This is a genomic window from Undibacterium sp. 5I2 (genome assembly GCF_035019605.1).
In the GTDB taxonomy this organism is placed as follows: Bacteria; Pseudomonadota; Gammaproteobacteria; order Burkholderiales; family Burkholderiaceae_D; genus Undibacterium.
On record NZ_JASJVS010000189.1, the window covers coordinates 1 to 259 of the forward strand.

Annotated in this window: 1 protein-coding gene; it reads left to right on the plus strand. The window is 57.1% G+C overall.

What is annotated here, in order from left to right; translation table 11 throughout:
• Positions 1-259: Ig-like domain-containing protein (locus QN359_RS19925; RefSeq protein WP_323493483.1), on the plus strand; the 259-nt coding region annotated here is incomplete at both ends.

Genomic DNA, 259 nt, shown 5'->3' on the forward strand with positions numbered 1-259 from the left:
CCGGTACTGACGTTTGCCACGCCGAGTGCCGCCAGTGTGGGTGTACAAAACAGTTTGACGAATGCCGCAATCTCAACGCTGAGTGGCGGCAGTTATGGTGTCATCACTTACAGCAGTTCAAATACCGCAGTAGCAACGGTCAGTGCCGGCGGTGTGATTACACCGATCAGCGCCGGCAACGCTACGATCACGGCCACGCAAGCGGCGGTGACTGGGGTGAATGCGCAAGCGACCCAGACTTACAGCTTGACAGTAACAG